Raw genomic sequence first — 23,963 nt, forward strand, 5'->3', positions numbered from 1 at the left:
TAAGGTGGTTTTATAATTAATACATTACCAACAAAAAGCTAAAAAGCAATCGCTATTAAAGATATGAAAAAATTAATAAGCTTGATAAACACGAATTGCGCAATTAAGCAGCAACATAACTCGCTTTTTACTTTAAGGGCTTACGTTTGAATTCATTGCCTGCACAAGTGATACAAGAAGTAACCGTACTCGCGTGTAAAATATCTACAGACTGGCCGCATTGTTGACACTCTAATTGTCCAAAGCCAATCGCATCGCCGGTTTTATATATGCCATCATGCTCAAAATCATCTAATAATTCGCTCCACTCCACTTGAGATTGATCAGTCATATCAGCAAGGTGCTGCCACATTCCCTCTTTAACTGACTGCAAGTACAGCGACTGTTCCTGTTTAGGTTGGCTATTATGATGAAAGCCAAATAAATCACGTTTAAAATCATCAACCGATAATTGAAATTCATTCACCGATATAGCCTCAGCAGCCTTAATATATTCATTTGCCTTTTCGACCCAGTTCATAATTTGCGCAACTTCGTCTTTTTTAGCTTGTTTTAGCCAATCATAAATCTGATCAAAAACGCTTTGATATTCCGGATTTGCTTTAGCCATTAATCATCACCTTAAATAATAAAACCTTAGTAAAAGTATAGCCTTTGTATTGTATTTTTCTTGCTTAATTGGCTAATTAAAACCATGACTTTATTACCTATTTATTGCTATTTTTTAAACTTTATCGATTTAAACGCAAAATATGCGCAACTATTACGCATTAACTACAGTATTTTGGTTGTTGTTTACGACCCTAATAAGTTATTCTATAGGCAATATTTTAAATTCAAGTCTAGTACCTGCGTTCGATACAATAAGTTCGGCCAATGTACTACCAACGTTTGAGAAAATCGTTAATGGAATCCATTTATAATCCACAGTCTATTGAACAAAAAATTCAACAAGGCTGGACTGAAAACAAAACTTTTGAAGCAACAGAAATTCCAGGTAAAGAAAAGTTCTATTGCCTGTCAATGTTCCCTTACCCAAGTGGCCGACTACATATGGGCCATGTACGTAACTACACCTTAGGTGATGTGATCAGTCGTTATCAACGCCTGCAAGGTAAAAATGTAATGCAACCTATGGGTTGGGATGCGTTTGGTTTACCTGCAGAAAATGCGGCAATTAACAATAAGTCTGCGCCAGCAAAATGGACTTACCAAAACATTGATTACATGCGCAATCAATTACAATCGTTAGGTTTTGCTTACGATTGGAATCGTGAATTAGCGACTTGTAAACCTGATTATTATCGTTGGGAGCAATGGTTCTTCACCAAACTTTTTGAAAAAGGTTTAGTGTATAAAAAGAATGCAACGGTTAACTGGGATCCAGTTGATCAAACCGTATTAGCTAACGAGCAAGTTATTGATGGTCGTGGTTGGCGTTCTGGCGCTGTTGTTGAGCGCAAAGAAATTCCACAATGGTTTATTAAAATTACTGATTATGCTGAAGAGCTATTAAATGATTTAGACCAACTTGAAGGCTGGCCTGAGCAAGTTAAAACCATGCAGCGTAACTGGATTGGTCGCTCAGAAGGCGTTGAAATGACCTTCAATGTTGCCGACTCATCTGACAGCTTTGATATTTATACCACGCGTCCAGATACTTTAATGGGTGTAACTTATGTTGCTCTTGCCGCGCAGCATCCACTAGCTTTAGCTGCTGCTGAAAATAACGCAGAGCTTGCACAGTTTATCGAGTCTTGTAAAAACAACAAAGCCACTGAAGCCGATATGGCGACAATGGAAAAACTTGGTGTTGATACAGGTCTTAAAGCAATTCACCCGATCACAGGCGAACAAGTACCAGTTTGGGCTGCAAACTTTGTGTTAATGGATTACGGTTCAGGCGCGGTTATGTCAGTTCCAGGTCATGATCAACGTGATTACGAGTTTGCTTTAAAATATGGTTTAGAAATTAAACAAGTTATAACAGCAAGCGAAGGTGATGATATTAACGTTGCCGCTATTACTGAAAAAAATACTTTAATCAACTCTGGTCAATTTGACGGCTTGTCTTTTGATGAAGCATTTAAAGCAATAAGTGAACACTTAAGCAGCGAAGGTAAAGGTAGCGTAAAAGTTAACTATCGTTTACGCGACTGGGGTGTTTCACGTCAACGTTACTGGGGTACACCTATCCCAATGTTACGTCTTGCTAATGGTGAGTCAGTACCGGTTCCTGAAGATCAGCTACCTGTTGTTTTACCTGAAGATGTGGTTATGGATGGTGTTACCTCACCAATTAAAGCCGATCCAGAGTGGGCAAAAACTACCTATAACTGTGAAGAAGCATTCCGCGAAACCGATACTTTCGATACATTCATGGAATCGTCGTGGTATTACGCTCGTTACTGTAATCCAAACAGTGACGACATGATGCTTGATCCTGAAAAAGCAAATTATTGGTTACCGGTTGACCAATACGTTGGTGGTATTGAGCATGCTATTTTACATTTATTATACTCTCGATTTTTCCATAAACTTTTACGTGATGTAGGTTTAGTAAAATGTGATGAACCATACAAGAGTTTATTATGTCAGGGCATGGTATTAGCCGAGACATTCTACCGCGAAGAAAGCAATGGTGCGCAAACATGGATCTCACCATCAGATGTCGAAGTAGAAAGAGATGAAAAAGGTGCGGTAACTAAAGCCGTATCTAAAATTGATGGCCAGCCAGTAATATCTGGTGGCATGACTAAAATGTCAAAATCAAAAAACAATGGTATTGACCCACAAGAGGTTATTAACCAGTTCGGCGCTGATACTGTGCGTTTATTTATTATGTTTACTTCACCACCAGAGCAAACTTTAGAGTGGTCTGACTCAGGTGTAGAAGGTGCGCATCGTTTCTTAAAACGTGTTTGGAAGTTAGCTTATGACTTTACCCAAGCAGGTGCAGCTGCAAACATTAGTGATGTAACATTAGAAGCAGCACATAAAAACCTTCGCCGTGAATTACATAAAACAATTGCGAAAGTAAGTGATGATATTGGCCGTCGTAATACGTTCAATACAGCCATTGCAGCAATTATGGAATTAATGAATAACCTTGCTAAAGCTAAACTTGAATCAGAAGCAGATAAAGCTGTGATGAAAGAAGCTGTGCAAGCAATTGTGTTAATGCTTACGCCAATCACGCCACATTTAGGTCATGAACTTTGGAATATTGTTGGTGACGGCAGTGTCGTTGAAGAAGCTTCTTGGCCAACTGTTGATAAAGCAGCATTGGTTGAAGATGAAAAGTTAGTAATCGTACAAGTGAACGGGAAACTACGTTCAAAAGTAACAGTTGCAGCCCAAGCATCACAAGAAGATGTTGAAAAACTTGCATTTGCAGAAGAGAATGTAGTTAAATTCACAGAAGGAAAAACAGTGCGTAAAGTAATTTACGTACCTGGAAAACTACTTAATATAGTGGCTAATTAATGATAAAAAATGCTGTTTTTACAAGATTTTTAAAGTATACAGTTACCAGCCTGCTAGCAGTATCACTGCTTAGCGGGTGTGGCTTTAAGTTACGCGGTGATTATTTACTACCAGAAGAGTTTAATACTCTTTATGTTAGTTCGGTTGATAAACACGGCGAACTTACTCGTATGGTAAAGCAGCATTTAAGTATTAATGAAGTTGAAATATTAACCAAAAGTAGCGTCAACGCTCCTGAGTTACGTATTTTAAATGACAGTTTAGACAGACGTACACTGTCTCTATTTGAAAACGGTCAAGTTGCTGAGTACGAGCTTACTTATACGGTACGTTATGAAGTAAAATTCGCACAAGCAGAGACACAACGTTTTCAATTTGAACTGTACCGAAACTATCAAGATAATCCCGACAGAGCTCTTGCTAAATCACGAGAACTCACTTTATTGCGCAGTGAAATGCGCAGCGAAGCCGCCAATAAAATCCTACGCAATTTAGCCAGTATCCAACTATAGATGCGAATTTACCATAGTAACCTCAGTAATCAATTAGCTAAGCCTTTACTTCCGGTTTGGTTAATTTTTGGTGATGAACCATGGCAAAAAAATAATGGCCTAGATGCCATTAAACAAAGTGCTAAACAACAAGGTTTTGATGAGTTAATTCGCTTTACCGCTGATAATAAATTCGATTGGAATTTAGTGTTACAAGAGTATCAATCGTTAAGTTTGTTTTCTTCTCTTCGCATTATTGAAATTGACTTGGTTAATAATAAAGTAGACGACAAAGCAACAAAAGTTCTACTCGAGGTTAGCGAACAGATCCAACAACAAGCTCAAAGTGATGTATTGCTTATTTTGCATGGTCCCAAATTAGAGGGGGCGGCATCTCGTAAAAAGTGGTTTAAAGAGCTAGACAAGGTTGGTTGTTACATTCCACTCTATGACATGGAAGGCAAAGGATTAAGCATTTGGTTGAATCAGCAATGCCAACAACTTAATTTAAAGCTAGATAGTCAAGCACAAGCTATGCTTGGCGATTTCTTTACCGGTAACTTACCGGCTCTGCATCAAGAATTACAAAAGCTGGCTATTTTATTTAATCAACAGTTTATTCGAGCCCAAGATCTAGAATCATTATTAATCAAACAAGCCAAGTTTACGCCATTTCAATTAATTGACGCCCTACTCGCTGGTGACCTTCATAAATGTATGAACATGCTTACTCAGCTTAAAAATGAAGGGGTAGATGCCGCTCAACTTGTTTGGGTGTTGCACAAAGAGTTAACTCAGCTAGAAACAATGAAGTCTCGTTTAGCTAATGGCGAAAGTAGCGACATATTATTTCAAGAATATAGAGTTTGGGATAAACGCAAACCTTTATACAATAAAGCGCTTAATGGCATGAGCTTAGCTAATCTCAAGCTTGCTAAACAGCGCCTTGCACAAGCAGATTTAGTCAGTAAAACCAGCAGTGATTTTGACCACTACTTACTTTTATCCGATGTTTGTATCAGTGCTTATCATGGTGACATCACCAAAACCATGCCACTTAACTATGAGTCATACGCTTAATCTATGGCTAAAACCCCCTTGCAAACTATTGGACTTTTTGGTGGTACGTTCGACCCTATCCACTTAGGCCATATAGTGCCGGTTATCGATTTAGCCGCACAAATTAATTTAGATAAAGTATTTTTAATACCTGCGAACATTCCGCCACATAAAGCTGCAGCTCATGTATCATCAAAACACAGAAAAGCGATGGTTGAATTGGTATGCTCAAAATATCCACTATTTACCGTTGACGATAGAGAGCTAAAACGCAATAAGCCGTCCTATACCATAGACACACTTAAAGAAATAAAGCAGGAAAATCCAGAGGCAGTTATTTATTTTTTTATTGGTACGGACTCATTCTTAGATCTACCGAGCTGGTATCTGATTGACGAAATCATGGCTCTTTGCAATTTTGTCGTAACCACACGTCCGGGCTATACAGTTAACCTAATTGATAAACCATGGTTTAAGGGCAAAGTAACCACTAACCAACAAGAGTTCTTGGCATTTGATTGTAGCAAAATATTATTAGCTCAAACCAAGCAAATTGATATATCGTCAACTCAATTACGCTCAATCTTACAAAGCAAGGCACAATTAGATACACCACTTAGCCATGTTATTTGCCCACAAGTGATTGATTACATCAAGCAAAACAACCTTTATAAACCATAAATTAAGCGTCTTTTTAGCCACACCAAATGCAAATACAATGTAAAAGTAGTGATAAAAATGTACGATATTTATTATCTCGTTATACTTCTCTGTAAATTGGTACGACTTCCCTGTAGAATAGCGAAAATAGCAAACTGCTTAAAACATTTAATGCTCCAAGGACTTTACTTTGCAAACTGAACAATTAATTGAATTCGCAATAGCCGAACTTGAAAATATGAAAGCTCGTGACATCGTAGTTATCGATGTTATGGAAAAAGCCAGCTTTACTGATTGTATGATCGTATGTTCGGGTAACTCATCAAGACACGTACGCTCTATTACTGAAAACTTAAACACCGAAGCGAAAGCAAAAGGTTTGAGTATTATTGGTATTGAAGGCAATGATATTGGCGAGTGGTCGCTAGTTGACCTTGGCGATATTATTGTTCATGTTATGACTGATGATATTCGTGATACCTACAAATTAGAAGACCTTTGGGCCAAAGATCAATAAATCATGCGTATAACCTTAATTGCTGTTGGAAACAAAATGCCGAGCTGGATTGCGCAAGGCTTTAGTGAGTATTCACGACGTTTCCCTCGTGATTTAAGTTTTGATTTAATCGAAATTACCCCAGGTAAACGCGGAAAGAACGCAGATATAGCTCGCATTTTAGAAAAAGAAGGTGAGCAAACCTTAGCTGCAATTCCCAAAGGCAGCAGAATCGTGACCCTTGAAGTCGAAGGCAAGCCTTGGACAACCCCTGAGCTCGCTGTGCAATTAGAGCGTTGGCAAATGGATGGCCGTGATGTTGCCCTTTTAGTTGGTGGGCCTGAAGGCTTAGCCCCTGCTTGCATTAAAGCTTCTGAGCAAAAATGGTCGCTTTCTAACCTTACCTTACCTCACCCTATGGTTCGAATTATGATTGCCGAAAGTTTATATCGAGCTTGGAGCATCAATAACAATCATCCATATCATCGAGAATAAATACACATGGTAACCCCATTCTCTATAATCTTCCCAAACGTGGAAGCTAAATTATTTGCTTCAACAGATAATTTAGGGTTTGATATATCATTAACAACAAAATCTATGTCATTAACCATCGAGAATAAGTACGCGTGGTAAAACGAGTTTCCATAAAAAATCATAGCGCAGAAGCAAATTTATTTGCTCGCAGAGCATTTATTACTTTTATAGGTGTGCTAGTTATGCTGTTGATTTTAATCAACAATGTTTATGATCTAGAAGTTAACTCTTATGAAAAATACCAAACCCGCTCGAATGAAAACCGAATAAAAGTCTTACCGGTAGCCCCAAACAGAGGCTTAATTTATGACCGAAATGGCGTATTGCTCGCCAAAAACAAACCCTTTTATTCTTTATCTATCATTCCTGAGCAAGTAAAAGATATTAATGAAACTTTAGCTAAGTTAAGTGCAATCATTGAAATTTCGGATGAACAAAAAGCCGATTTTATTAAAAACTCGAAACGTACTCGTAGATTTAAACCAATCGAATTAATTTCTCGTTTAAATGACGAAGAAGTTGCCAAAATATCGGTAAACCAACACCTTTTCCCTGGGGTATTAATTGATGCCCGATTAAAGCGCTACTATCCATTTGGCGATTTAACAACGCATTCTTTAGGCTATGTAGGTCGAATAAATCGTAAAGATTTAATCAAACTCGACCAAGAAGGCAAGGCCGATGACTATAAAGCAACCAAAGATATCGGCAAGCTTGGCCTTGAAAAGTTCTATGAAGATACCTTGCATGGCACCATAGGACATCAAGAAGTAGAGGTTAACAATCAAGGCAGGATCCTTAGAACTTTAAGTTATACCCCTCCTATTCCAGGTACAGATATTAGTTTAACGCTTGATATAGAATTACAAATGATAGCCAAACGTGCCTTAGCAGGTAAACGTGGCGCTGTTGTTGCTATAGATCCTAGAGACGGTGGTGTACTCGCATTTTATTCTAACCCAAGTTACGACGGTAACTTATTTGTGCATGGCATATCGTCTAAAGATTATAAAGCGCTGCAAAATCGTAATCGTCCGTTAATTAACCGAGTTACTAAAGGTACCTACCCTCCAGCGTCAACGATAAAACCTTTGCTAGGACTTGCTGGCTTAGATAATCATACGGTAACAACGTCGAGTAAGTTATGGGATCCAGGCTTTTTCAAACTTAAAGATGGTAAGCGTAAATATCGCGATCATTTAAAGTGGGGTCATGGCTGGGTTACACTTGAAGAAGCTGTTATGCGCTCATGTAACACCTACTTCTATGACTTATCGTATCGACTAGGCATAGATAAAATATCTGAAACTATGGCTAAATTTGGTTTTGGTGAAACCACCGGCATAGATATTTATGAAGAAAGCTCAGCCATACTGCCAAGTAGAGGTTGGAAGCGCGCTCGCTATAACCAACCTTGGTACCATGGCGATACCGTAAATATTGGTATCGGCCAAGGTTTCTGGACAGTAACGCCATTACAACTAGCACAATCGACTTCTATTTTGGTCAATAAAGGTCAGATCTTTGAGCCGCATTTTTTGGCTGCAACACACGAGCCTATTTTTTCCGAAATAGAGAGTTCAGATAATATCGGTACAGAGGCAACTGAAGATACAGCTTTCCTCTCGATAGAAAAAAACATTGTACCATTTGAAGTTAATGAAAAGCCTCCAATTAAGCTTAACAATGACCGAAATTGGGATATTATTCTTGAGACTATGCATAAAACCGTAAGTAAACCATCGGGTACTGGCTATGGGGCATTTAGAGGTACAACCTACGATGCTGCTGGTAAATCAGGTACTGGTGAAGTAGTTGGACGTGCGCAAGATACCGACTATGACGCGACTAAAATATCTGAAAGTAATCGTGATAATGCTATGTTTATTGCTTTTGCTCCTTTTAATGCGCCTGAAATAGTCATTGCCGTTGCCATTGAAAATGTAGCTGTTGGTGGTGGTGGTTCAAATGCGGGTCCTGTAGCAAGGCAGATAATGGATCAATACTTTGCGACAAAGAAACTTAATTCAAGAAATAATGATACATCAACAGATTAAGAGTATTTTATGAATATCCGCTACGCCGGCAAAGATGAGGCGAAAAAGAAAACATTACTAGAGCGAATTCATATCGATTGGCCATTATTAACGGTATTACTTACCTTAATGTTTTTAGGCCTATTTGTGATTTATAGCGCTGGTGGACAAGATAGCGATCTAGTTACGCGTCAATTAATTCGCTTAGGAATAGGCTTAGGAGTAATGTTTGTTGTAGCCCAGATCCCGCCGATTGTTTATCAGCGTTGGGCTGTAGTGGTGTTTATTCTCGGCTTACTCATGCTCATCGCCGTATTGCTTTTTGGCCATGTTGGAAAAGGTGCTCAGCGCTGGCTTGATTTAGGATTTATAAAATTTCAACCTTCAGAAATAATGAAGCTAGTGGTACCTATGACCATAGCTTGGTTCATTAGCCAATACGAAATACCGGCTAAAACAAAACACATTATTGCTGCCTTTATTTTGGTTATGCTACCAACGCTATTAATATCAAAACAACCTGATTTAGGTACTTCTTTGCTCATTGCCAGCTCTGGTTTATTTGTACTGTTTTTAGCCGGAGCTAGTTGGAAATTAATTGGTATCTGTCTTGGCCTAGCTTCAGCATTTGTACCAATTTTATGGACATTTTTGATGCGAGATTATCAAAAACAACGTGTACTTACCTTTTTAAATCCTGAAGAAGATCCTCTCGGTACCGGCTATCACATAATACAATCTAAAATAGCCATTGGCTCTGGTGGTCTAACCGGAAAAGGTTGGCTACAAGGCACTCAATCTCAATTAGAGTTTTTGCCTGAGCCCCATACAGATTTTATTTTTGCGGTATTTAGTGAAGAGTTTGGTTTATTCGGCGTGCTTGGTCTGCTGTTTATTTACTTATTAATTGTTATGCGCGGACTATGGATTGCCCACTGTGCACAAGATGCTTTTACTAAACTTTTAGCAGGTAGTTTAACTCTAACCTTCTTTGTTTATGTGTTTGTGAATATTGGCATGGTATCGGGGATACTGCCAGTAGTTGGCGTACCACTACCTTTAGTAAGTTATGGCGGAACCTCAATGGTAACCTTGATGGCAAGTTTTGGTGTATTAATGGGGATCAGTACCCACCGAAGGTTAATATCCTAGCAATAAACTTTTAAATATTTTTGCATTTTATTAAGCAGACTTATTGAGTCTGCTTTTAAATAACCATACACTCTAGTTAACTATCATCTATTGTAATTAGAGCAACACGTGCATTTTTTTAAATACCTTTCCTTATTGGTTATTACACTGCAATTATTTGCTTGTAATACCACTCCATCACGTTACTCACAAAAGCATGACAGCATCCCTACTCGTCTGCCACAAGCACATGAGTTAGAAGAGCCAGAGCCAAAAATTGAAACGCCAAGTCGCGGCGGTAATAAAAACTACCAAGTATTCGGCCAACCATACCAAGTATTACCAACGGCAAGTGGTTATGTAGAAGAAGGCACTGCCTCTTGGTATGGCAATAAGTTCCATGGCCATCTAACCTCAAACGGTGAAACTTATGATATGTATGCTTTTAGTGCTGCTCATAAATCTTTACCAATCCCTACGTATGCCAAAGTAACCAACCTTGCCAATAATAAATCAGTGATCGTTAGGGTTAATGATCGTGGCCCTTTCCATGAAGACCGTTTAATTGATTTATCATACAGCGCAGCCTACAAACTAGATTACTTAAAGCAAGGCACTGCAAAAGTGAGAATAGAAGCGATCACCGCAGAAAATATTGCTCAATATAAAAAGGTAAAAACACAAGATTCAAACATCGCGTTAAATAACAAAACTAGCCCGACTCCGAACTCTACAACTAAAGTAAGTTCGGCTAACAGGTTTATTCATGTATTAGTCACCAGAGATAAGTTACTTGCAGACAATACTGCTAAAGGACTTAAATTTTTAATGTCGGTACCGGTAAATTTATCAGAAAAAAATGAACTTTTTAGAGTGCAAATAGGACCAATAGATAGTGCAGAGGAAGCTAAATTATTACTGGCTAATATTCAAAAACAAGGATACCCAGAAGCCTATCCTCTTAATTCACTTAAATAAGTTAATTTCAATAGAATAAGTGATATACTAATCGATAACTTTTGATTTCATTAAAATCTTACGACTACACTAGTTTACTGAGACAATAACTAGGCGTTTTTAACAAGGTTGCGATGAAGTTTGATATAGCAAAATGATCTATTTATCGTTTTGATTTAATAAACAAGAAACATTAAAAACATTACAGGTACATAATGTCCAATTCAGCAAGTAAACTTATCAATATTTTCAGTGGCTTATTATTAGCTACATGCTCCACTATGGTAGCAGCAAACACTATCATTCCAGCTCCACCACAAATTAACGCTGAAGGTTACATTCTGATTGATCATGCAACAGGCAAAGTAATTGCTGAAGGTAATGCAGACATTCAATTAGAGCCTGCAAGCTTAACTAAAATGATGACAAGCTACATTATTGGCCAAGAAATTGCTGCTGGTAATATTAGTAATTCAGATCAAGTATTAATCAGTGAAAATGCTTGGGCTAAGAACTTTCCTGATTCATCAAAAATGTTTATTGAAGTAGGTACCGAAGTTTCTGTTGAATTACTTAACCAAGGCATAATTGTTACTTCAGGTAATGATGCATGTGTGGCAATGGCTGAACATATTGCTGGTAGTGAAGGCGCTTTTGCCGATTTAATGAATGCGCACGCAGAGCAATTAGGTATGACGGCTTCGCACTTTGAAAATGCCCATGGTTTAAGTGGTACAGACCATTACACTACGCCACGTGATATGGCTACTTTAGCAAGTGCATTAATTAGAGATGTACCAGATGAGTACGCTATCTATAAACAAAAATCATTTACTTACAACAACATTAAACAATATAACCGCAATAGCCTGTTGTGGGATAAAAGCATGAACGTTGACGGTTTAAAAACAGGTCATCATTCAAAAGCTGGTTATAACTTAGTAACGAGTGCAACTAAAGGTGATATGCGTTTAGTTACGGTTGTTATGGGTACAAAAAGCGAGCAAGCTCGTAAAATTGAAAGTAAAAAATTATTAAACTACGGTTTCCGTTTCTTTGAAACAATTACACCATATAAAGCCGGTGAAAGCTTTGCAACAAACCGTGTATGGATGGGTGATATTAAAGAAGTAGATTTAGGTATTTTAACTGATACAGCAATTACCATTCCTCGTGGCCAGCGTAAAAACCTGGAAGCTAACTTCGAGTTAAACACACAACTAACCGCGCCTATCGCTAAAGGTGAAGTTGTTGGTACTGTATTTTTACAACTTAATGGTGAAGATGTTGCCGAGTACCCGCTTGTTACATTACAAGAAGTAAACGAAGGTAGCATGTTTAGCCGCTTAGTTGACTATGTAAAACTACAATTTCAGTAAACTTTAACTAGCCAATTTATGACTGATACTGTCTATCTAAATGGCGAACTTATTGCCAAGAACCAAGCAAAAATCTCGATCTTAGATCGAGGTTTTTTGTTTTCTGATGGCATATATGAAGTCATTCCTGTTTATAGCTCGGCTCCTTTTCGGTTAGAGCAACACTTATCTCGCTTACAATACTGCTTAGATCAATTGAGCATCCCTAACCCACATTCAAATATTGAGTGGAAAAATATTATCCGCACCTTAATTGAACGTAACGGCGGTGGTCATCTTTCAATATATATGCACATTACTCGCGGTGTTGGCTTAGATAGAAACCACATTGGCGGGGAATCTTTATCACCGACAGTGCTTGTTATGGCAAGTCCATTAACGATTAATGAGCAGGCAATTCAAACGACAACGGCAACTTTATTAGAAGATACTCGCTGGCACCATTGTGATATTAAGTCAGTGGCCTTATTAAGTAATGTCATGCTACGTAATCAAGCTGAGCAACTAGGTCATGGCGAAGCTCTTTTACACCGTAATGGCGTGATAACGGAAGGCTCTACTTCGAATATATTTATTGTTAAACATCGCGAAGTATATACACCTAAACAAAGTAATTTGATCCTTGGTGGCATAACCCGCGATGTTATAATTGAACTGGCAGAAAATGCAGGTTTAAGGTTACATCAAGAAAATATTAGCAAAGAGCAATTATTAAATGCGGATGAAGTGTGGATTTCAAGCTCGACAAGAGAAATTTCACCTGTAACCCAAATTGATGATAAAATAATCGGCAATGGGGAAATAGGCCCAGTTGCTAAAGCACTCCATAGCGAGTTTCAAACATTTAAGAAATCACTTATTCAAGATTAATCGAATAAGTTAGTAAAGAGAATATTATGAAAACCAAATTCAATGAATTACTTGAATTTCCATGCGTATTAAACTTTAAGATCATGGGAATTGCTGTTGATGAATTACCTGATTTAATCATTGCGGTACTACAAAAAGATACTCCTGGTGATTATGTACCAAGCATAAAACCAAGCAGTAAAGGTAATTACCACTCTGTTTCTATTCCTATTAGAGTAACGAGCCAAGAGCATATTGAGAAGCTTTACAAAGAGTTGTCAGCTATCGAAGAAGTTCGTTACGTTTTATAGACAGTTAACGACAGCTTAGTTGCGCCATTAAAGTAGATTTTTTTAGCCGAATGGCTATAATGCCGCCATATTTATTAAAGAGATAAAGTTTTGACTCAACCATTAGTAATTCGCCAATTAGGCGTTATGGACTATGAAACTGTTTGGCATGCAATGCAAGACTTTACCGATACTCGCGATGATAGTGTTAGCGACGAACTTTGGTTAGTAGAACACCCTCCGGTGTTTACCCAAGGGCAAGCAGGCAAAGAAGAGCATTTATTAATGCCTGGCGATATTCCAGTGGTTAAAGTTGATCGCGGCGGACAAGTTACCTATCACGGTCCAGGGCAACAAGTTTTATACCCAATGATCAATATACGCCGCCGTAAAATGGGCGTAAGAGAATTAGTAACATTAATTGAAAACAGCATAATCAATATGCTGGCTAAATACGATATTGTTGCAGCAGCAAAACCAGACGCACCAGGCGTTTATGTTAATGATAAAAAAATAGCATCGCTTGGTTTACGCATACGCAAAGGTTGCTCTTTTCATGGCTTAGCGATCAATGTCAATATGGACATGGAGCCATACCGCCGTATTAACCCTTGTGGTTATGCTGGTTTAGAAATGATCCAAACCAGTGAAATTGGTGGTCCAGATAACGTTACCGAAGCTGGCAAAGGTTTAGTAACAGAGCTAACAAAATTATTCGACGCTGAACAAATCAGCTATGAAACAGGTTTAACACAGTAATGACTAAAACTACGGTTACAGAAAAATCAACACGAGTAGCGCCAGGCACTAAAATGCGTGATGCAGATAAAATGGCTCACATCCCAATTCAGGTGGTAACATCTGAACGCGAGACCATGTTACGTAAACCAAATTGGCTACGTATTAAGCTACCTCGTACTACAGATAAAATCGATAAGATAAAATCAGCCCTGCGTAAGCACGACTTACATTCAGTATGTGAAGAAGCTTCTTGTCCAAACTTATCAGAGTGTTTTAATCACGGTACTGCAACCTTTATGATCTTAGGTGATATTTGTACTCGTCGTTGTCCATTTTGTGATGTTGGTCATGGTCGCCCATTACCTGCAGAAAAAGAAGAGCCTAAAAAGCTTGCGTTAACATTAAAAGATATGGATTTATCTTACGTTGTTATCACATCAGTAGATCGTGATGACTTACGCGATGGTGGTGCACAGCAGTTTGCAGATTGTATTAATGAAATTGCGATACACTCACCAAAAACTAAAGTTGAGATCTTAGTACCAGATTTTCGTGGTCGTATGGACCGTGCATTAGAAATTTTAAATGCTGCTCCGCCACACGTATTTAACCATAACTTAGAAACTGCGCCGCGCCTATATCAAAAAGCTCGCCCAGGTGCTAACTATCAATGGTCACTAGATTTACTGAAAAAGTTTGGCGAAGCCAACCCAACAGTACCAACTAAATCTGGCCTTATGGTTGGTTTAGGTGAAACTAACGAAGAAATTTTACAAGTAATGCGCGACTTACGTGCTCATGGTGTAACCATGCTAACTATTGGCCAATACTTACAACCAAGTAAGCATCACTTACCAGTAGAGCGTTATGTTCACCCAGATGATTTTGAGATGTTCAAGCGTGAAGCTGATGCTATGGGTTTTGAACATGCGGCATGTGGACCATTAGTTCGTTCGAGCTACCACGCTGACAAACAAGCTGCAGGTGAAGAAGTAAAATAAGCTTAGCTTTATTTATTCGACACAAAAAAAGCGCATTATGCGCTTTTTTTGTTCCTACAAGGTTCTAAACTCGATTACATAGTAATCTTAACACCGGCAATATCGTCTGTTTCAAATTTAGCTTTACACAGAAATAAGCGCTTACTCTTAATATCTTTACTTATAAAGTAACGTTTAACCGCTTTAGCACGGTAACTTGCCAGCTCAATTAACATTTGTTTAAGCTCTTTATCACTAACCTTTTCGTCTGTTATAAGTGTGTTTGGTGAATTTGGATCACCAGAGGCTGATATTGGTGTTAGTAAGATCTGCTCTTTATCTTCGGCGTTACTAAAACCACATAAAGATAAGTTAATTTGCTCTCGAGTTTTTAACAGCTCTACTAATTTATCTGCGTAGGCTTGTTGTTCGCTGGTTAGCTCTGATGAATTAACTTCAAAAACCATATTTTCAAAATTTACATTATTACTTTCATCAATCAAATATTCTGCTGCAAACACCACCGCACCGTATGGTTGTAATGAATATTTTAAAAACGATAATGAGCCTTTTTGCATCGCTTTTGATAACGCTTTTTGGATAATGGATTGTAAGCCTACTTTTGAGTCAGTTAGCTCACCTTTTATTGGCACGTCTAAATCAATAGTTCTATCACTATTTTCCAGCATACTTATGGCCATAGGTAATGGCATAAGATCAGATGCGGTATTTTGTTGTTGTCCCTCGGTGGTTTCTTTGATTTCTATTTTACGAATGAGCAGCTCATTCTTCATATCAATAGTATTGTTTGCAATTGTTAAATCAAACTTATGATCGAGCTGACCACTAATAAATTGATAACCTAAAGTCGACTCAATAAAAGGAGAAATTCGAGCTAATGAAACCTCATCAATATTACCGCTTGCTTTAATGCTTGGCTCAGGAGCAAACAATTTTCCGCCACCATTAATATCTATGCTGGTAAACTCCCCTACTTTGGCTTTTAAAACAAAATTAGACTCATTATTTAACTGCGTTGGATTAACACTAGACACCTTGAATTGCTCAATAAAAATGTCTCTGCGAAATTTGTGCTCTGCGGTTTCTTGAGCAACATGAATAACACTACCTTTACTAGCTTCAACCTGGCCTAAACTGAAATTAAAGGGCTGACTATTTATATCGTTATCTGGGGTTACATGCTCAGTTGCACTCGCCTTACCACTTTCATCAAGCATGTCTATAAAGTTATTTAATGAGCTTATCTCTACAATGTTATAGTCTTTATCTAAATTTATTTTACTGGTCAGCTTATCAATTACGATTTGCTCAATACTAAGTTTTTTATCATTTAAATTTAACTGGCTATTAGATAGCCGTAATTGTTTTAGGTGGACTAAATGATTATTTTTAGCTTTAGCGCTATTTAACATCAAGGCATTAAGTTCGTTGATTAGCATCGACTCTAAGCTTAAATTGATGTTTTCATCCACTTTAAGCTTTGCTAACTCTAAAGTATTAAAATCAAATAATGGATAGTTATGCTTAACATCTAATGCCTTAACCTCACTCAACAAAGTATCCGCATTTAAGTTATAAGAGAACTCTTCACCATTGATATCAAGATCGGAGTCGAGAGTTACCTCTAATGTGTTAGCAGATAAGCCTAGAGCTAAATATTGAGCCTGTAATTGTGATAATGACATAGAGCCATCAATAGCGAATATTACCTGCTGCTTACTTAATCTAGAGCCATCAATATTTAGCTCAGTATTAACCAAGCCACTAAACTGAGAAAGCGGCTCTGGCAGATAATTAATAAAATCATCTAATTCGATATTAGTAATGGCAACTTTACCATTAATACTTGGGGTTTGTGCTAAAGGCTGAGCTTGTAAATTAATATCTATATTAGCTTGATTGAACTTCGCTTTGACGGTTAACTCAGCAGGATAATCGTGCCAAGTTGATAAACGGGTTAAGGTAAATTCTTCAATATTAAGTTTTGATTTAAGTTTTGCCAATTGAATATCGACCGAGATATTACTAAAGCGTATTAAATCAACATCAAGTTTGGGAAAAGCAATTACCGGTGTCGTTTGCGGACTTTCTTGTGCGCCTTTATTCTTTGCTATTGGGATAACAACTTCTATATTGCCATCTCCATCTTCAATAACAGCTAGGTTGGTATCTCTTAGCTCAATTAACTCGGTCTCAATACCACCACTAAAAATACCTTGCCAGCGATAGTCAGCTCGCATTAACCCTATGGCTAACTTTTCCTTACCATTGTGTTTTAAATTAACGTGTTCAATTTCAATACTGCCAGCAAATAGATTTAAGGTAATATTTTCGATACTGACATCGTCAAAACCTTGTTTTTCGATATTGCTAATAATGTAAGATTTAACCAACAAAGGTAGGCAAGCAATGAAAAGAAGAAATACAGTTAAGCTGATAAGCTTACCTTTATGAGCAAAAGCAAAATGTTTCATTCAATACCATGCAAACAGTGATTATTATTTTATTAAAGCATAGCAGTAATAAAAAATGCCGTAACTTATTGATACATAAGATACGGCATTTAATAATTAAAGCTCAGATTTTAATTAGTGGTTAGTCGGTGATCACTGGAGTTGGACACTTAACATCGCCATTTTGAGCAATGTGACGTAAATAATGATCCATTAAAGTAATTGCCATCATAGCTTCAGCAATAGGTACAGCGCGAATACCTACACAAGGATCGTGGCGACCTCGAGTAATGATATCTGCAGGCTCACCTTTGATATTGATTGTTTTACCACTCACGCCAATACTTGATGTTGGTTTCATTGCAATACTCGCAACAATATCTTGACCAGAAGTAATACCACCTAGAATACCACCGGCATGGTTCGATAAGAAACCGTCAGGTGTCATTTCATCACGATGCTCAGAGCCGCGTTGATTAACGACTTCAAAGCCATCACCTATTTCTACGCCTTTAACGGCATTAATACTCATTAAAGAATGAGCAAGCTCTGCATCGATTCGATCAAATACAGGCTCACCTAAGCCAACAGGCACGTTACTTGCCATAACTTTAACGGCAGCGCCGATTGAATCTTTTTCTTTTAAAATTGCGCGAATAAGTTCATCTAAGGCATCTAGCTTAGTCACATCAGGGAAAAAGAAAGGGTTATTACCTACTTCATTCCAGTCGTATTGCTCAGCAACTACATCACCGATTTGACTTACACAACCTTTAATTTCAACACCTAATTTTTCTTTAAGGTATTTCTTAGCAATAGAGCCTGCAGCAACACGCATTGCAGTTTCACGAGCAGATGAACGGCCACCTCCACGGTAATCACGAATACCATGCTTTTGCCAGTAGGTGTAATCGGCATGACCAGGGCGAAACATTTGCGCAATCTCACCATAATCTTTTGAGCGTTGGTCGGTATTTTCAATCATTAATCCAATAGGACAGCCAGTAGTTTTACCTTCAAAAACACCTGATAAAATCTTAACCTGATCGGCTTCTCTACGAGCGGTAGTATAACGTGAGGTACCTGGCTTGCGGCGATCTAAATCTAATTGTAAATCGTCTTCACATAACTCTATTCCTGGTGGCACACCATCAACTATTGCCCCCAATGCTAAACCATGGCTTTCTCCAAACGTTGTTACCGTAAAAATTTTACCTATTGTATTACCTGCCATAATTTACTTGCTCACCTTTTGCTTAAATAATTCTTTATGTTGTTCTAATTGTTGTTTTGTCAATTGGAAAACGCCTAAGCCACCACGCTCAAACTCAATCCAGTTAAAATCTACTTCAGGGTATAATGCTTGTACGTGGATCATTGAATTACCCACCTCACAAATTAACGTTCCCTGGTCATTTAAGTGTTCACTAGCCTCGACTAAGATCACTCGCACGATATCTAAACCATCGTTGCCACAGGCTAAGCCCATTTCAGGCTCATGATGATATTCATCTGGCATATCCCCCATATCTTCTGCATCAACATACGGAGGGTTAGTAACGATCAGATCATATTTCTGCCCTGCTACCCCTGAAAAAATATCTGATTTAATGGCGCGAACTCTATCATCAAGTTCGTGATTATGAATATTCAACTGTGCTACATCTAAGGCATCATCAGATAAATCAACACCATCAACAACAGCTTCAGGAAATGCGTATGCACTAGCAATTGCGATACAACCACTGCCGGTACATAAATCTAAAATACTGTACGGTTCATTTTCTATTAATCCTGCAAAACCACTTTCAATCAGTTCTCCTATTGGCGAACGTGGTACTAATACTCGCTCGTCAACATAAAATGGTAATCGACAAAAGTAAGCCAGATTAGTTAAGTATGCAGCAGGAATACGTTCATCTATACGACGCAGCACTAAATTAATCACTGCCATCTTCTCAGTTTTAGTTAACCGAGTTTGCATTATAGAATCATCTAAATTGTCGGGTAGGTGCAAAGCAAACAATGCTAAGCTAACAGCTTCATCCCAAGCGTTAGCTGCGCCGTGACCATAATAGAGGTCAGCCTCATTAAAGCGGCTCATGCTCCAACGCAAAAAATCAGCGATAGTATGTAAGTCTGACGTTACTTCTTCAATATTTACTTCTAGCAAAAAAAATCTCCTAATGTCGATTAACCTTTTATTTTTCACCCGCCTTAATTTACACTTAAGCTATGAAATTTAAAGACCTTCTCAACGACAATGATAAAAACCTATTTAAACAACAAATAGGTAAGGTGAAAGCGATTAAGCAAGACACCGTTCATCCACAAACGTTAACCAGTAAAAAGCACATCAAACGTCAACAAGAAAAACAAGAACTTGAAAAGCAAAAGTTTTTCTTTTCTGATGAATTTGAGCCAAATTTAGAAACAAATGGCCCAATGAAATACGTCAGGGAAGATGTCGATAGTTTTGAGGCTAAATTACTTCGTCGTGGAGAATATACTCCTGAGCTTATTTTAGACCTGCATGGCCTTAAACAACAAGAGTCAAAACTCGAAATTGCAGCATTAATTTCTGCTTGCCATAAACAACACGTTCATTGTGTCTGTATTATTCATGGCATAGGTAATCATATTTTAAAAACCAAAGTACCACATTGGCTTGTACAACACCCTGATGTTATGGCCTTTCATCAAGCACCCCTTGCTCATGGAGGCAATGGAGCCTTGCTAGTATTAATCGATTTAAAAGAAGATATGTTCTGTAAAGATCTTTAATGCATGCAATTAAGTACTAGCTAAGAACAAATTTATCTAGCAAAAATTATCAGGACTCACCATTTTAGCTAAACTGCCCGACATCATTTTAGTGTCGTACTCAACTTTAGCTATTGAAGCAGTTTGGAACAATGGGCAATGATTTTCCGCGGTTAACTCTGCAGTTAAATAGCAAACTAACGGCATATGCGAAACAATTAAAATGTTTTGATAAGACTCACTTGCGAGTAACCCATCAATATAGTCATGAACATCTTTAGCATTTCCCTCAGGTGTAATGAAATTAACCGTTTCTAAATTAATCTCTGCCTGCAGTTCATCTAATACGGCTTTAGCGGTTTGTTGAGCTCGGATATATGGGCTCACCAATATCAAATCAATTTGATGATTTTCAATATTTAGCCATTTGGCCATTACGGTAGCTTCTAAAATCCCTAATTCAGATAACTCACGCTTTGCATCCTCAGATGCCTGTAATACAGCGTCACCATGACGCATAATAAATAAATTCATTTAATTAGACTAATTTTGTATCAACAATGTGATACTAGGGTTGTTTATATCAAGCAATAATAGCTGTAGTTGAATACTATGCAACAGATTTTATAAACAAATGTACAGAAATTTTGTTTATCAGTTATATTAGTATTAAATATAAGGAAGATTTCCTCTCGTGGGTATAAACTGTTCACATCTGACCAAAATAATAATTCGCATTTATGCTAGCTAGGAGCAGAGCTTGATACAAAGTCCAAATGACTCAAAACGTTATAAACCGCTCACACTTGAGAATGGTTTACGTGTGTTATTGGTTGAAAATCAAGGTTCAAATCGCTCAGCAGCTTCCTTAGTTGTTAATGCTGGTCATTTTGATGACCCCATTGATAGACAAGGCTTGGCTCATTTTCTTGAGCACATGCTGTTTTTAGGAACTCATAAATACCCAGAAAGTGGCGAATATCAACAATACCTTAGCCAGCACAGCGGCGCGAATAACGCGTGGACGGGCACTGAACATACCTGTTTTTACTTTGATATTAACCATCAACACCTAGAGCACGCTCTTGATCGCTTTAGTCAATTTTTTATCTCGCCGTTACTCTCACAAGAATTTATTGAGAAAGAGCGTTTAAATATTGACTCAGAGTTTAAGTTAAAACTTAAAGATGATATGCGCCGAATTTACGATGTGCATAAAGAGACCATCAACTTAAAACATCCTTTTAGCAAATTTTCAGTGGGCAGTATTGATACTTTAGCCGATAAAGAAAATCGCTGTTTAAAAGACGAAGTAAACTTGTTTTATCAAACCTATTACTGTGCAGATAGAATGACTCTTGCTATTGAAGGTCCGCAACCAATTAGTGAATTAGAGCAGCTAGTTAAAGACAAGTTTTCTGCAATAAAGACCTCGGGTGCACCTAAACCAGCAATAACTGAGCCTCTTTATAACCAAGAAAACTTAGGTATACAGATCAATATCAAACCCGAAAAAAATGATAACAAATTGATTTTAAGTTTCGCTATGCCGGGCATTGACGATGTTTATAAAGAAAAACCAATTACTTACCTTAGCTATTTAATTGGTCATGAAGGTGAAGGTAGTATTTTATCGTATTTAAAAAAACGTCAGTGGGCTATGGCGTTAACCTCTGGCGGTGGTGTTAATGGGTCGAACTTTAAAGATTTTAATATAAGTATTCGTCTTACTGAACAAGGTGAAGACAATATTGATGAAATCATCTCGCTTGTTTACGCATACATAGACCTGATAAAAGCAGACGGTATCAATGAAATCTATTTTTCAGAGAAAAAAGCTATTTCTGAATTCTCATTTCAATATCAGGAAAAGTTAAAACCGATAGATTCCGTTAATCAACTCTCTGTAAACATGCAGCACTACCCTGAACAATACTATATGTATGGCGATTATGTTATGGGTGAGTTAAACCCTACATTAATGAAGCAATATTTAGGCTATTTTAGCCCGACAAATATGCGCGTTATTTGCATTAATCAGCATCAAGATACAGATCAAACAAGTTTTTGGTATAAGGTACCTTATGCCGTGAATAAACTTGCTGACGAACAAATTAAACGATGGACTTCAAAGCCTAGCTTTGCCGAGCTTTCTCTACCAAAACCGAACCCATACATAGTGGAAAAACCTCGTTTAGTTACTCCCGATAATAAACCCAAAAAACCAGCTAGATTACTGTCTAAACCTGGGTTAAATATTTGGTTTAAACAAGACAGTTCATTTTTTGTGCCCAAAGGTCAGATATTTATTGGCATCGACTCTCATGTTGCTATTGAAAGTAAACAAAATATTGCCATGACCCGTCTGTTTGTCGAGTTATTCTCCGATGCTGTACTTGAGCAAAACTACCATGCTGAGCTCGCCGGTATTCATTATCATCTTTATCCTCATCAAGGAGGCATGACGCTTCAGCTTTCAGGTATCAATGAAAAACAACCACTGCTATTAAAAAACTTACTACAAAGCCTTAAAGATCATTCATTAGCTGTAGATCGTTTCCACTTGTTTAAAAAACAACTTATAAGAAACTGGGGCAACGCTGATAAGAGTAAATCAATCTCGCAACTTTTTGCTAAATTAAGCGCTCTAATGAAACCCTATGGACCGAGTGGTGTAGAGTTAGCAACAGCCTTAGAAAAAGTTAGTTATGAGGATTTCACTAACTTTTGCCAACAATTCTTCTCACATTTATGTATAGAAGCTTTTATCTATGGTAATTGGTTAGAGCAAGATGCAATTGAAATGGCCGAGCTTATCAACACCGAGTTACTTGATCACATCGATGCAAGTGCAAAAGTGAACTGCGCGGTAACTGACTATAAGAATCAAGGTGCAAAATTAATCGCGCAAGTGCTACCTGCTCATGATTACGCCAGTATTTTATATTTTCCAATGGAAACTAATGATATTGCCACAATAGCTAAAACCATGGTTACTAGCCACCTTATATCGCCACAATTTTTCCATCAAATGCGCACAGAAAAACAATATGGATACCTTGTTGGTGTTGGTTATATGCCAATGAACCGTTTTCCTGGGATTGCTTTTTATATTCAATCACCCGATAGCACACCCGCGACTTTATTTGAGGCAATGGAAAACTTTATCACAAGCTTTGACTGCGTTGTTGCTGAAGCAGAGTGGCAACATTTACAACAAGGATTAATTGGGCAATTACAAGAGAAAGACACAAGTCCAAGAATAAAAAGCCAACGCTATTGGATGAGCATTTGCAATAAAGATTATAACTTTAATCAAAAGCAGCAATTAATAGAAGCAATAAGCGCTTTAACACTAAACGACATACAAGCATTTATTACATCTACGTTGTCAGATATAAATACTCCTGACAAAATTTGCTTAGCCTCATTAAAAGCAGAAAGTGAAATAACTACCCTGCCACAAAAATATAAAATAATTAACGACTTCGCCCAGTTCCACCAAGAAAGTCAGTACAAATATTAAACGATAATTCGCTCCTGATATTTAACAAGATTTTCACCTTTTAATCACTGGCTAATTGCATTAAGATAAACTGTGGAGTTATTACAAATATTCAAAAGCCAAGAGCTT

Annotated in this window: 21 protein-coding genes; 16 read left to right on the forward strand and 5 right to left on the reverse strand. The window is 37.7% G+C overall.

Features of this window, described 5'->3' with window-relative positions; all coding sequences use genetic code 11:
* Window positions 1-127: 127 nt before the first annotated feature.
* Window positions 128-610, reverse strand: coding sequence for a zinc ribbon-containing protein (locus FNN08_RS07640; RefSeq protein ID WP_143584161.1), 483 nt, complete (start codon window positions 608-610; stop codon window positions 128-130).
* A gap of 296 nt (window positions 611-906) precedes the next feature.
* Here FNN08_RS07640 and leuS point away from each other — a divergent pair, with 296 nt between their 5' ends.
* From leuS to lipA, 14 genes are all read left to right on the forward strand, one after another.
* Window positions 907-3,486, forward strand: coding sequence for a leucine--tRNA ligase (leuS, locus tag FNN08_RS07645; protein ID WP_143584162.1), 2,580 nt, complete (start codon window positions 907-909; stop codon window positions 3,484-3,486).
* Window positions 3,486-3,998, forward strand: a complete 513-nt coding sequence (gene lptE / locus FNN08_RS07650) for an LPS assembly lipoprotein LptE (protein WP_143584163.1) — start codon at window positions 3,486-3,488, stop codon at window positions 3,996-3,998. The genes leuS and lptE overlap by 1 nt, the downstream gene beginning before the upstream one ends.
* On the forward strand, window positions 3,999-5,057 hold the full coding sequence (gene holA, locus FNN08_RS07655) for a DNA polymerase III subunit delta (protein ID WP_143584165.1): 1,059 nt from the start codon (window positions 3,999-4,001) through the stop codon (window positions 5,055-5,057).
* Window positions 5,058-5,060: 3 nt separating this feature from the next.
* Window positions 5,061-5,717: a nicotinate-nucleotide adenylyltransferase gene (nadD, locus tag FNN08_RS07660; protein WP_143584167.1), complete on the forward strand. Its 657-nt coding sequence runs from the start codon at window positions 5,061-5,063 to the stop codon at window positions 5,715-5,717.
* 169 nt (window positions 5,718-5,886) lie between these two features.
* A complete protein-coding gene (gene rsfS, locus FNN08_RS07665) occupies window positions 5,887-6,213 on the forward strand; it encodes a ribosome silencing factor (RefSeq protein ID WP_143584169.1) in 327 nt (108 codons plus the stop codon).
* Window positions 6,214-6,216: 3 nt separating this feature from the next.
* A complete protein-coding gene (rlmH, locus tag FNN08_RS07670; protein WP_143584171.1) occupies window positions 6,217-6,687 on the forward strand; it encodes a 23S rRNA (pseudouridine(1915)-N(3))-methyltransferase RlmH in 471 nt (156 codons plus the stop codon).
* 134 nt (window positions 6,688-6,821) lie between these two features.
* A complete protein-coding gene (gene mrdA, locus FNN08_RS07675) occupies window positions 6,822-8,786 on the forward strand; it encodes a penicillin-binding protein 2 (RefSeq protein ID WP_260679287.1) in 1,965 nt (654 codons plus the stop codon).
* A gap of 9 nt (window positions 8,787-8,795) precedes the next feature.
* On the forward strand, window positions 8,796-9,917 hold the full coding sequence (rodA, locus tag FNN08_RS07680; RefSeq protein WP_143584175.1) for a rod shape-determining protein RodA: 1,122 nt from the start codon (window positions 8,796-8,798) through the stop codon (window positions 9,915-9,917).
* Window positions 9,918-10,025: 108 nt separating this feature from the next.
* Window positions 10,026-10,874, forward strand: coding sequence for a septal ring lytic transglycosylase RlpA family protein (locus tag FNN08_RS07685; RefSeq protein ID WP_143584177.1), 849 nt, complete (start codon window positions 10,026-10,028; stop codon window positions 10,872-10,874).
* Between the two features lie 194 nt (window positions 10,875-11,068).
* On the forward strand, window positions 11,069-12,232 hold the full coding sequence (locus tag FNN08_RS07690) for a serine hydrolase (protein WP_143584180.1): 1,164 nt from the start codon (window positions 11,069-11,071) through the stop codon (window positions 12,230-12,232).
* 18 nt (window positions 12,233-12,250) lie between these two features.
* On the forward strand, window positions 12,251-13,102 hold the full coding sequence (locus tag FNN08_RS07695; RefSeq protein ID WP_143584183.1) for a D-amino acid aminotransferase: 852 nt from the start codon (window positions 12,251-12,253) through the stop codon (window positions 13,100-13,102).
* A 23-nt stretch (window positions 13,103-13,125) separates the two neighbouring features.
* The gene (gene ybeD / locus FNN08_RS07700) at window positions 13,126-13,392 is read left to right on the forward strand and encodes a DUF493 family protein YbeD (protein WP_185962606.1); all 267 of its coding nucleotides are present in this window, start codon (window positions 13,126-13,128) and stop codon (window positions 13,390-13,392) included.
* A gap of 126 nt (window positions 13,393-13,518) precedes the next feature.
* Window positions 13,519-14,130: a lipoyl(octanoyl) transferase LipB gene (gene lipB / locus FNN08_RS07705; RefSeq protein ID WP_143584657.1), complete on the forward strand. Its 612-nt coding sequence runs from the start codon at window positions 13,519-13,521 to the stop codon at window positions 14,128-14,130.
* Window positions 14,130-15,113: a lipoyl synthase gene (gene lipA / locus FNN08_RS07710; protein ID WP_143584189.1), complete on the forward strand. Its 984-nt coding sequence runs from the start codon at window positions 14,130-14,132 to the stop codon at window positions 15,111-15,113. The genes lipB and lipA overlap by 1 nt, the downstream gene beginning before the upstream one ends.
* A 74-nt stretch (window positions 15,114-15,187) precedes the next feature.
* Here lipA and FNN08_RS07715 read toward each other — a convergent pair whose 3' ends face one another.
* The 3 genes from FNN08_RS07715 to prmB all read right to left on the reverse strand — a co-directional run bounded on the left by FNN08_RS07715 (window position 15,188) and on the right by prmB (window position 19,739).
* Complete coding sequence (locus FNN08_RS07715; RefSeq protein WP_143584192.1) at window positions 15,188-17,587, reverse strand: DUF748 domain-containing protein; 2,400 nt, start codon at window positions 17,585-17,587, stop codon at window positions 15,188-15,190.
* 121 nt (window positions 17,588-17,708) lie between these two features.
* Complete coding sequence (gene aroC / locus FNN08_RS07720) at window positions 17,709-18,800, reverse strand: chorismate synthase (protein ID WP_143584194.1); 1,092 nt, start codon at window positions 18,798-18,800, stop codon at window positions 17,709-17,711.
* Between the two features lie 3 nt (window positions 18,801-18,803).
* Window positions 18,804-19,739 carry a 50S ribosomal protein L3 N(5)-glutamine methyltransferase gene (gene prmB, locus FNN08_RS07725; RefSeq protein ID WP_143584198.1) on the reverse strand — a complete coding sequence of 312 codons (936 nt, stop codon included), beginning with the start codon at window positions 19,737-19,739 and terminating at the stop codon, window positions 18,804-18,806.
* 62 nt (window positions 19,740-19,801) lie between these two features.
* Here prmB and smrB point away from each other — a divergent pair, with 62 nt between their 5' ends.
* Window positions 19,802-20,350 (forward strand): endonuclease SmrB, encoded by a 549-nt coding sequence (gene smrB / locus FNN08_RS07730; protein WP_143584201.1) that lies wholly within the window; start codon window positions 19,802-19,804, stop codon window positions 20,348-20,350.
* A gap of 36 nt (window positions 20,351-20,386) precedes the next feature.
* Here the strand turns inward: smrB and sixA are convergent, their stop codons facing one another.
* Window positions 20,387-20,863, reverse strand: a complete 477-nt coding sequence (gene sixA, locus FNN08_RS07735; protein ID WP_143584204.1) for a phosphohistidine phosphatase SixA — start codon at window positions 20,861-20,863, stop codon at window positions 20,387-20,389.
* 226 nt (window positions 20,864-21,089) lie between these two features.
* On the opposite strand from sixA, the gene FNN08_RS07740 reads away from it, so the two are divergent.
* Complete coding sequence (locus FNN08_RS07740) at window positions 21,090-23,855, forward strand: insulinase family protein (protein ID WP_143584207.1); 2,766 nt, start codon at window positions 21,090-21,092, stop codon at window positions 23,853-23,855.
* Window positions 23,856-23,963 lie beyond the last annotated feature (108 nt).

This window comes from Thalassomonas sp. M1454 (assembly GCF_007097525.1).
Lineage (GTDB): Bacteria > Pseudomonadota > Gammaproteobacteria > Enterobacterales > Alteromonadaceae > Thalassotalea_A.